A 10,979-nucleotide genomic window follows, 5' to 3' on the forward strand; every position below is an offset into this window, starting at 1 on the left:
CCAGCACGATGAATTGCACCATCCACGCCGCCTCCACCTAAAAGGGAGGAATTTGCGGCATTTACAATTGCGTTTGTATTTTCTTCTGTTATGTCTCCCTGTAAAAGGATTAATTTTGCTTTGCCAATTTTTGTTTCCATATAACTTCTTTTGGTTGTATAATTCCAATGTCGCCTAACATTTAGAGCCTGCCACGTTCTTCTTTATTTTCTCTCAATTCTAATGTGGAGGCTTTTGTTATACCCAAATAAATTGAAAATATAGCAACTAAATATCTATTGATTCACTTTGATTTTAGATATTTTCGAATCTTTTGAAAATCTTAATTTTATACTAAATTTTTGTGAAGAAGTAAAACGACTAATAAGTTCATCTGCTCCACCAGTGAGAATTATTTCTAATTTGTTTTGTTTTGCTAGAGAAGCAATTTTCTTACAAATTGCTTCAACAATATCTCCAAATATCTCAATATCAATAATAGTCTGATTATCTTCTGTTCTATTATCATAACTCCCATCCCAAGATGTTGTAGGTAATTTTACAACTTTATCATTGTTCCCTATTCGGAGTATAAAAATATGACTTAATTTAGGATTATTAGGATTATAATTACATAAACTAAAATCGTGTGTTAGAGCGCATCTCAAAGCATACAATGCTAACATCTCATCTTCTGTTAAATCTTCTGAGAAATATTTAAGAGCACGCACAAAATCTCTATTTTCATCAATTGTAGTAGTATCTTGTGGTTTAAAACAAGCTCCAATCATATCAAGTAATGACATATAACCAATAGCACCTAACCAGCTATTATTTTCATAAGAAAAATTTCTTTGCCCTGTTAACTCATCTCGTTTAGTAACTCTTCTTATTTCATAAAGAGCCATATTAAAACTTGAAAAGCTCCCTTGAATATTAACTTTGGGATCAATTTTCTCATTTAAGAAGTAACTTATTGCTTCTTCATTAGACATCACAAACCTCCTTACTGATTTATTACCAATCACCATTTGGACCTCCATAAGCACCCATATCATTTCTACTTCCATCTGCGTCATTATATTGTAAATCAGGATTTCCTGTATCAATACAGGGAGAATCTGATTGTAAATGGAAATCATTATATCCAAAAAATAAAGGATCTACATCAATGTTACCAATTCCTTCCCATCCATTTCTAATATCTGAATAACTTATTGAAACAGTTCCTGATTGAGTTACATAAATCGGTTGATAATTCCAAATAACACTATTCAAAATTGTCATATCTGAATTTTGACAACCTATACCATCGTGATAGTCAGCATAATTATTTGCTATTGTTACATTTATTAAACTTACATTTGAATAATCAGAACAATACATTGCCCCACCAGAAAAACTATAATTTCCAGAAATTATTACATTTTCTAATATGATATTACAATAATCCCAGCAAAAAAGACCTCCACCATCAAAATTGTTTGAAATAATAACATTTTTTATATATGGTGAAGCATTGTGGCTACAATGTATACCTCCTCCTGTACCTGTATTACTAACGGTATTCTCAGTAATAATTAAATCGAACAAGTTTGGATTAGAATAATTACGGCAAGCAATACCTCCACCACTTAATTGAGTATTTGGACTTGAAGTTTGAGTGCCTGAACCATTTATCAATTTAAAACCCTGTAACAAAGTGTTTTCTGTTTCACCAGTAACGAATAGTACACAACTTCCATTTTGATTACCATCAATAATAGTCTGTTCTATGAAACATCTATCATTTGTAACTGAAAAATAAGAAATCAATGATATTTCTTTTCCGAGAAAATTAAGATTCTCATAATAAGTACCGGGTGAGACTAAGATTGTATGACCATCACCAACGCTATTTATTGCTTGCTGTATTTCATTGTAATGTTCAGGAACAAGAATGTAATTTTGAAAAGATGAAGCAGTTGTTTCATTTGAATAATTTGAATTGATAGTTTGTTTATATGCATAAACTCTATAATAATAAACAATATTGTTTTCAATTGTATTATCACTGTAATTTGTTACATTTTCAGTAACAGATGCTAATAAACCGTACTCACTTTCGGGTGTCTTCCTTTCAATATAGAAACCATCTTCAGAGTTGCTATTATCGTTCCAATTTAGCAATACAGTGTTATCATCTAGTGTAGATGTAAGATTTGTTGGTGCCGGTAAAATAACTTGAACTGAGTCAGAAATGGTTATTGAATTGGATGAACCACTAAATGCAGATATTCTATAATAGCAAATTTCATTTAAAGAGTTGGAATAATCAGTATATTGGGTTTCATTTGGGTCAATTATTGTATATTTAATTATCCATTCATCTTCACCAATTTTGCGATCCAGTGAAAATCCTTCTTCACCAACGCTATTATCTTGCCAGGTTATTTTGATACTATCTTGAGTTATTTGCTCTAATGATAGATTAGATGGGCTAGAATTAGAAGAGAACCATCCAACGATATTTGTATAATACGAATAATTATCTCCATCAAATGCTCTTACTCTGTATGAATATACCGTATCTGTAGTTGTCGGTATATAATCATTAAATGTTGTAATATTTTCAGCAACTTCATTGTAATTTATAAGCCAATCTTCCTCACCTTTCTTTCTGTCTATACAAAATATTATTTCCTTTGTAGAATTATCATCCCAATTAAGTTTTATCAAATTATTATCGATTAAAGATAATTCGAGATTCGTGGGATTCAGTAATTCGTTTTCTGGGGAAGTACTTTCTTTTGTACATGAAACAAATGCACAGAGCACTATAAAAACACTTAATAAATAATTAAATCTTTTCATATTAAACTCCTTTTAAGATAATTTGGGTATAACGGTTTACCTGCTCCACATTAGCGATAGAGTTGTGGGCAGGCTTGTTATATGATTCCTTTTATTTCCAAGTGCTCACAATTTCTAAAGGTTTAATAATGCCTTTAGGTTTATCCAAAAATAAAATTTTATAATGATCGAATGAATCATTTCCTGTAATCCAACAACATTCTTTGTATTTTAATCCACTACCACACGGACATGGATTATTTCTACAACATTTTTTGAATTCAGGTTTTCTTGTTTTTTCAATAACGACTTTCCATTTCTCAAACGGGCTATTTAAATGTTCAATTAGATTCTCTAACTTTTTGTAGTTGTATTCCATATCTTTTGGAAATAACACAGTATACTTATCAAAAGGATTCTTTACATACGAAAAACCCAAAACATCTAAATCTTTAATACTTCGGCTACACATTTCGCCATTATATATTTCTCCGATTTTATGCTCACAACTATTTTTAATTCCAATAGTTTTACCACAAATATTGCACACACTTTTTTTAATAATAGCTTCTCTACTCATGAACGATCGGTATGGAAATAATTTTTGGAAATTACGAATTTGATGACTAATAAACTTTAGATTGTAACGGTTATCAGAAATATCAAGATGTTTTGTTAAAAATGAAAGTTCAATATCTGCTCTATCAAACTCACACCAAGCTTTATAAAATTCTTTTTTACATAAAGAATTATACGCTGTTATATAGTGCTTTTTTACAATAAAGATTTGTTGAAGACACCAAACTTTTTTTGCATCGGTCTGCTGGTTTCTTTCTACAAATTCTTTCTTCCTTTTTTTTAATAACTCAAGAATATTGTCATCAATTGTTATTCCATTATGATTTTTCAAATATTCGTTAATTGATTTAAGATCATCATGCAATAGCTTCATTTTAATCTCCAAACAATTTGCCTGACGCTATTTCAAAACATTTCTCAAATTCTTCAACTTTACCCTCGAAATCCATCTTTTTTGAATCGCCATTTTTCTCTACAGTAATACTTACTTTTACATTAATTTCTGTTCGTCTTTTTTTAATTAAATCATAAAGATAGTTTGCTATTATTCTTGTTAATATTGGAAGAACCAGAAAGGTTACGATCATTGAAGGTATTGTAACAATGTCAGCATGTAATTCCAATTCATAATAATCTTCATCAGAAATACAGATGGATGGTTTAAAAGAATCAGATGATTTGTCTTTTAAGAAATCATAGAAAGATTTAGTTTGTTCAGGAAAAACAGGATATTTAAAATTTTTGTAATTTTCATTAGGTATCAATACTACGTTAGAGGCTTGGATTTCTTTAGAATATTCTTCAGGATAATAATCCTTTTTTTGTAAACTACTCCTAGTCAACAAACCATTTGATATCTTAATTCGTCTCTCTTCATTTTCGTGCTTATTCATTGTTACTCCTTTTCTGTATAATTATTCTCAGTAACGTTTCATATAACGTAGGTATCCCCGAATTTCTATTGCGTGTATTTCGCATATAGATATTCTCATTTTCTTAACTTTCGATATTTTCATCCTCAATATTTAAATTGTCCAATGGACTCACAATTTTATTCTTTGCTGTGTGAGTAATATGGGTATAAATCCCGTAGGATTAAATCCACCAGTCCCGATTTATCCCCGAGTACTCGGGGAGAATCCGTCTCGGAGCTGGCGGATAAATTTCTGTTTTTATAATTTTGACTTCTTCATCCTTAAATAATTAATCCATTCAATATCCTTTTTGCAAAAAAATGTCAAATATTATATTATTTTTTCCAGAAGATTCTATAAGAAGTATAAATATTTTGAAAAGAAGGATGGACAACAAACCTGGGATATGATTAGATATCACCCGATAGGTGAAATAATAATGTTCTTCAGCCAAGAGACCTTACGGATGGTCATAAGACCTCCGTAATGGTCTCTACTAAACCAACCATTGCGTCCCGATTCACCCTTCGCAGTGCTACGGAGAACGGGTATATCGGGATCGCAAGGTTAGTTTAATCACTCTCACTTATGGAATTTTTCGGCAGCATCTCTGGCTCCTAAAGGGGAATGCTTTATCTCATATCAGCTCTGAACGGTGGTTCTTGTCATGCCAACGGCATCATGCCAGAGGTAGCTCTCATGCCGAAGACAGATCCTTTGGCTTTAGGCTGATATTTATATGCCATATATAAACTCCTTAAAATTTTCCTTATTTTGATTATTGAGATTTGTTAAAACCTGCCTTCCCGTCGGGGCGCCGAGACCGACAAATATCCTGATATTTCATATCTTTGCCCGTCTGGGCGCCGAGCCTGGCTTTTGAGTTATCTGTTTATATATTTTCATAAGTACAACTTTTCTTTGACAATTAAACTGTTTTATCAAAAGTTGCACTTATTATTTAAATCTAAGTCTTAAATATGTTTAATTTTGGCAACATAATCAGGCATTATAGAATAAGTACCCCAAATGAATTTTATGCTTGGTATTATTCAGGTGCCAAGTAAAAAAGATAATGTCAGAACTTAAATCATTCTCGAATGATGCAAGTTATGAAAGGAGCAAACAGAAATGTATAAAAAATATAAACATACACAAACTGGTAATTTAATGTTAATTGTCTTATGTATTGTTCTTGCATTTATAGTTTTCTTTATGTCTTTTTTTGGATTTAATACAATTGGTTTTATTGTTGTTTTGATAGTTATTTTAGCCTTGTGGATGTTTACTAAACTAACAGTTGAGATAGACAGTGAATTTCTCAGAATTAAATTCGGTGCCGGGATTATTCGTAAAAAATTTCCTATCAATGAAATTAAATCATGCAGAGAAGTAAAAAATCACTGGTATTATGGTTGGGGAATCAGAATTACACCACATGGTATTTTATATAATGTATCTGGACTCTTCGCAGTTGAGCTTGAGATGAAAAAAGGCAGAAAATATCGTATTGGCACAGATGAGCCGGAAAAACTGGTTCAAGCAATTCAGGAAGCAATCGGGACTTAACATGATAACTAAGTTGAAAATAAGGTAAAGATTTATAGCTGATTATATTTTGGATAACAATTTCAGAAAGGAGCAAGTAAAAATGAAAGATAACTGGAAGATATCAAATAGAGTTGCGCAGATACAAAAATCTGCAATCCACGAAATGACAAGATTATCAAAAGAAGTAGAAGATGTAGCTTTCTTGTCCTGGGCAAAACCAACCTCTGATACACCAGAACATATCAAAGAAGGAGCAATTTCTGCAATAAGAAATGGACTTGTAGGAGGGTATTCAGAAAATGCAGGCTTATTAGACTTACGAAGAGAGATAGTTAAGAAGCTCAATCGAGATAACACTGTAGATGCTAATATTTCACAAATATTGGTTACTGTTGGTGCTATTGAGGGTTTATCTGCAGCAGTGATGTCAGTTATTGACCCAGGGGATGAAGTTATTTTGCCATCTCCAACTTACTCAACACATATTCGGCAGGTTATTATTGCCTCTGGAAAACCTGTTCTAATTCCTTTGAGCGAGGAGGATGGGTTTGCTCTAAATATTGAGGATATTAAAAAAGCAATAACCCCTAAGACAAAAGCAATTATGTACTGTTCTCCTAACAATCCCACTGGAACTGTGTTCAGTGAAGAAGAACTTTGTCAACTTGCCGAAATCGCTTTAGAGAATAACTTAATGGTTATCACTGATGAAGCTTATGAATATTTTGTCTACGATAACAATAAACATTTTAGCATCGCTTCAATTCCAGAAATGAGAAAGAATGTTGTAAGCTGTTATACTTTCACAAAGACATATGCTATGACTGGCTGGAGAATCGGTTATCTGCATGCCGATGAGGAGTTGATTCCACAAATCACAAAAGCACACATTCCTTTTGCAATCTGTGCGCCAGTAGTTTCTCAATATGCAGCGATTGCTGCCTTGAAGGGCTCTCAGGATTGTGTTAAAAAATTCAGAAATAATTACCTTGCTACTCGTAACCTTATGTGTGACCGTCTTGATAGACTTGATTCAGTATTTTCCTATGTAAAACCTGTTGGTTCTTATCTTATGTTTCCTAAAATATTATTAGAAGAAGGAAAGGACTCAATAACTTTTTGCAAAAAACTTTTGAAAGAAGCTAAAGTATCTTCAACACCAGGAATAGCTTTTGGACCAACTGGAGAGAGTCATTTAAGATTGTCATTTTGTGTGTCAGAGGCGGAAATAAATAAAGCTTTTGATAGGATAGAAGCTTATTTTAATTAATTTTCTAATCTGTTGATGTAAATAGAAATTTTTTATTTTGCTTTATGCATAAATACAGGCTTAACCACTTATCCTAATTATTGATGCCCTTTTGGGTATGTTTAAGTAAATGTTCTTAAAAATCCATTTGCACTTGTAGTCCAATGTATTGATGCTGGTAAAAATGAAATTGAATTTGAGAATACTGATTATGCTTTTATCAAAATAATTAATGATAAGATTTTCAAAACTAATTTTAGAAAGAAACGAATTGATCTTACAAAGATTAGATATGTTTCCAAACCAAGAAAAAGTCCACCAGAATTTGTGGTGTATAGAAACCAGAAGACTTTGTTTGTGGACCCTCTAGATCCGAGAATAAAAAAACTTTAATGTTAATATAGAATTCTGCTTATATTTTAATTTTAACTAAAATTACTACGAGGTAATATGAATAAGTTATTTATATGGGGAGAAATAGTTGTAGTTGTGACTTCATTCCCAATTTTGGCAAAAGCAATACCCTTGTTCAAAAAATTGTTACTTCCACCTATGAATAAAGAGAAAAGAATAGAAATGGTAAAAATAATCCTGCCGATGCTGGTACCAGTATTAGCTGTTGAAATTGTATTAGATGCCTTGAATTCTCCCTATGCCTTTGTTTTCTCTTCTGCTATGTTTATATTATGGATGTGTCTTCTAATTCCTTTGTATCTGTCCGTTTTCAGAAAGGCTCGGCATGGAGTTCTCAAATTATTAGGTGTAGGAATAGCATGGGCAATATTTTTTATTTGTTTAGCAATTTCTATAGACAACACTTCTTGACAAATAGTTCATTAAGGGATATTTGATTTTGCTTACTTGCTTTCCTCTAAAATCTTCTCAGCTTTATCTTTATAAGTTTCTGGCACCAGAACCTTAACCTCTCCCAAACCATTTAGAGTCAATCCATATATTTTTCCAATAGCTTCCTGTTTCAGTCTGACAGGAATCCCGTTACTTTCAAGTTTTCCCTTAATAATGTAACCCTCTATTTGCCCTTGGGCTTTAAAAACTATTACCCACTTTTCTTCCACTTTTTCAGTTTTCATTTGTTAATAGTATTTTTATCAGACATAAAAGTATACTGTTTGAGAAGCTAAACATTAAAATTGGATTATCGTTGAAACCACAAATTGGTCACCAATAGAACTGTAACTCTCTGTATTATGACTATACGCAAAATCAATTTTTGTAGTAAGATTTGATATATCAAATTGATAACCAACACCCCAGGATATTCTATCGCTATAGTAGTTGCTTTGATATCCTAAACGAAGGAATATATCATTAAATCTATATTCAATTCCCACTTTAGAATTGTTTATACTATTTTTTGAATCCTTTTCAACTTTATCAAACTGATAAGTTAGCAATAAATCGTAGTTAGTGTTTTTTAGTAAGAATGTTGAAAAACCTAAAGAAAAGTTCTTGAGTAGCGGAAACGGTAATTCTTCACAATCTTCATCAATCAGTCCATCTCCATCATTATCAATTTCATCATACAGGTCTTCATTAATTAAACCATCATTATCATTATCAATTTTAAATTGAAGGTCAGGAGCGATGTTTCTATAGGCAAAACCAACAGTAAATTTTTCATAAAAGTTGAAAAGAGCTCCGAAATTAAAGGAATGGCTGTATAACTGTTCAGAATAACAACTATATTCAAAATAGTTATAAGTTGCTCCTAAAGACAATGGTTTGATTATTTCTTTTGAATATGCAATCCCAATTTTCTTTACAGCTTCATTCCATTTGCCATATCCAAAAAATTCATCTACAAAATCAAATGTGTTATTCATATAATTACTGCAAAAGCCAAAGTCTCCATATTTTGATGATAATACAAGACTCAGAAATTCATTATTAATATCGCTATCATAAAATTTATATTGATATTTTTGTATGTTTGAATGTGAGAGAAATAATTCAGGTTTAGAAAGTTTACCCAAAGCTCCCGGATTCCAATATATGGAAGATGCATCCGCTAATGAAACATACGCATCACCTAACCCGAGAGCTCGTGCATTAACTCCATGAAGACCATAGAGTAAGATTTGGTTTTCTATAGGTGTAGCATATAATTTGAATGAAAAAACAATTATCAATGTAAAAAAGAGTAATATTTTTTTAGATTTTTTTCTCATCTTTATTCCTTTAGTTTTTTTGCAAATCTCAATAATCACTATTATAGATTTTGTTTTAATCCTTCCCGAATCGTCCCATCTGGTAACATATTATCCGGATGGTATTTACCTTTTTTTAAAATTGAAAATGAACAGGGACATCTGAAAGATTAGTAATGTCTTCTGTGTTTAAACCTTTGGCTAAATATATTAATTCAATTCTAAACATTTTCTCTTTGTATCTTTCTGATAAAAGTTTAAAGTAAGGTTCAGCAGAGTAATTATAACGAAAATCTTTCCCTTTAGCATAACCTCCTTTACCACTTTTAACAATACTTTTCCCATAATATGAATAAAGTTGACCGTTAGGAATACATACTAATTTCAGAGCCTTGATATTTGGTTTAGCATGCTCATGAACTATTTGTATGATGTAAGTTAAACAGGGTCTCTCGGTTTTTGCGGATGTATGATAATATTGAGGCAGTTTAGGCGAAAATATCTTATTCAATTCTCTCTACCTCTACACCTTCATTAACTATGAGTAGCAAAAGTCAATTTCAGAATCAATCGCTTTTCTCTCCTCAATCCAAAGTTCATCAGCTCTTAACTCTCTTTTAATTCTTTCTATTTTTGCATACTTCTTGGCTAGTTCTTTTGTAGTAAAGATGTTTTCCAGAAATGGTTCTGGGTAATCTTCGCTTTGAAAAAATACTGCATATACTTTCATATAACCGCCTATAAAAAGATTTTTTCTGGAGTCTCTATTAGATTTGCAACAGTAGGGAAATGTTCTTTAACAATACTTTCTCACATCTATAATATTTATTACTCCAGCCTTCTTACAAAACCATGTTATTTTTTTAAAGCTACCTGCTTTTGACTAATACTATTTCCTAATTTTGTGTAATGGTTCGCAGATAAAAGAAGTCCCGACTTGTCGGGATTTGCGGAAATCTTTGACTTCCCTTTTATTCGCTATTGTGCGAAGCTGCAGCATATTTTAAGGATAAAATGCCTTATTGGAAAGACCATTTTTTTCATAATTTAAGAAAGTATTTTATTTTCTAAAGCTTCCTCAAAATCTTTTTTTAATTTTTCGTTGTAAAACGGCAACCCCATTAGCTTAAAGTGCTTATTTTCTAATTTTAAATCGGTGTCTGCTTTTTCTTCCATCTCAAGTAAAAATTTTTGCTTCCATCCCTCTTTAGAACTTTCAAATCTGCCTTGATCATCTTTAAATTGATCTCCTTTTGATTCAACAAAAATCTGATAAATACTAATGGTTCTATTCCTTTTTTTCAAAATCATTATAAAATCCGGCTCAAATGCTCTACCTTCATCAAAATCAAAAACTTGAAAGAATTTTTCGTTGCGAAGCAAGGCAATATCTGAATATTTTTGTCTTAATTTCTCTATAGATTCATCAATAAATTGAATAAAACTTTCCTCTTCACTCGTTCCATAAAATCCTGTTTGAGCAAACCAATTCTTGTTGTTTAAATCTATTTCTTTAGTTTCTTCTACTCTTTTATCTTTATTTATTTTTACAACTTTATCTCTAAAGATATTCCTTAATAATTGTGCTTTAAATAACTTAGTCCCCGTGAATTCTGAAGTATTGGTTCTCGCTTGTTCCGATATCTTTTTAACTACAAATAAAGCTATTTCTAATTTTTGAGTTGGAGTTAATTTATTTATTTTGTC

Annotated in this window: 13 protein-coding genes; 3 read left to right on the forward strand and 10 right to left on the reverse strand. The window is 31.4% G+C overall.

Annotated features, from left to right (window positions below; translation table 11 throughout):
- The 5 genes from U9R23_06550 to U9R23_06570 all read right to left on the reverse strand — a co-directional run.
- A partial coding sequence (locus tag U9R23_06550; GenBank protein MEA3476078.1) for a macro domain-containing protein occupies positions 1-140 on the reverse strand: 140 nt, incomplete at its 3' end.
- 135 nt (positions 141-275) lie between these two features.
- The gene (locus U9R23_06555; GenBank protein ID MEA3476079.1) at positions 276-974 is read right to left on the reverse strand and encodes a hypothetical protein; all 699 of its coding nucleotides are present in this window, start codon (positions 972-974) and stop codon (positions 276-278) included.
- 22 nt (positions 975-996) lie between these two features.
- Positions 997-2,832 carry a hypothetical protein gene (locus tag U9R23_06560; GenBank protein MEA3476080.1) on the reverse strand — a complete coding sequence of 612 codons (1,836 nt, stop codon included), beginning with the start codon at positions 2,830-2,832 and terminating at the stop codon, positions 997-999.
- A gap of 91 nt (positions 2,833-2,923) precedes the next feature.
- Positions 2,924-3,763 carry an SEC-C metal-binding domain-containing protein gene (locus tag U9R23_06565; GenBank protein MEA3476081.1) on the reverse strand — a complete coding sequence of 280 codons (840 nt, stop codon included), beginning with the start codon at positions 3,761-3,763 and terminating at the stop codon, positions 2,924-2,926.
- A gap of 1 nt (position 3,764) precedes the next feature.
- The gene (locus tag U9R23_06570) at positions 3,765-4,283 is read right to left on the reverse strand and encodes a hypothetical protein (protein ID MEA3476082.1); all 519 of its coding nucleotides are present in this window, start codon (positions 4,281-4,283) and stop codon (positions 3,765-3,767) included.
- 1,152 nt (positions 4,284-5,435) lie between these two features.
- Between U9R23_06570 and U9R23_06575 the strand changes: the two genes are divergently transcribed.
- The 3 genes from U9R23_06575 (at position 5,436) to U9R23_06585 (ending at position 7,929) form a co-directional block, all read left to right on the forward strand.
- Complete coding sequence (locus tag U9R23_06575) at positions 5,436-5,873, forward strand: hypothetical protein (GenBank protein MEA3476083.1); 438 nt, start codon at positions 5,436-5,438, stop codon at positions 5,871-5,873.
- 82 nt (positions 5,874-5,955) lie between these two features.
- Complete coding sequence (locus tag U9R23_06580) at positions 5,956-7,125, forward strand: pyridoxal phosphate-dependent aminotransferase (GenBank protein ID MEA3476084.1); 1,170 nt, start codon at positions 5,956-5,958, stop codon at positions 7,123-7,125.
- Between the two features lie 429 nt (positions 7,126-7,554).
- On the forward strand, positions 7,555-7,929 hold the full coding sequence (locus tag U9R23_06585; protein ID MEA3476085.1) for a hypothetical protein: 375 nt from the start codon (positions 7,555-7,557) through the stop codon (positions 7,927-7,929).
- 32 nt (positions 7,930-7,961) lie between these two features.
- On the opposite strand, the gene U9R23_06590 is transcribed toward U9R23_06585, so the two are convergent.
- The 5 genes from U9R23_06590 to U9R23_06610 form a co-directional block, all read right to left on the reverse strand.
- A complete protein-coding gene (locus U9R23_06590; protein ID MEA3476086.1) occupies positions 7,962-8,195 on the reverse strand; it encodes a DUF2007 domain-containing protein in 234 nt (77 codons plus the stop codon).
- A gap of 54 nt (positions 8,196-8,249) precedes the next feature.
- The gene (locus U9R23_06595) at positions 8,250-9,293 is read right to left on the reverse strand and encodes a hypothetical protein (protein ID MEA3476087.1); all 1,044 of its coding nucleotides are present in this window, start codon (positions 9,291-9,293) and stop codon (positions 8,250-8,252) included.
- Positions 9,294-9,408: 115 nt separating this feature from the next.
- Entirely contained in the window at positions 9,409-9,783 is a 375-nt protein-coding gene (locus tag U9R23_06600) for a hypothetical protein (GenBank protein MEA3476088.1), read from the reverse strand.
- Between the two features lie 27 nt (positions 9,784-9,810).
- Positions 9,811-10,002, reverse strand: coding sequence for a hypothetical protein (locus tag U9R23_06605; protein MEA3476089.1), 192 nt, complete (start codon positions 10,000-10,002; stop codon positions 9,811-9,813).
- A gap of 317 nt (positions 10,003-10,319) precedes the next feature.
- On the reverse strand, positions 10,320-10,979 hold a 660-nt coding region (locus U9R23_06610), incomplete at its 5' end, for a type III deoxyribonuclease (protein MEA3476090.1).

The sequence above is a fragment of the Candidatus Cloacimonadota bacterium genome (assembly GCA_034722995.1).
In the GTDB taxonomy this organism is placed as follows: domain Bacteria; phylum Cloacimonadota; class Cloacimonadia; order JGIOTU-2; family JGIOTU-2; genus JAGMCF01.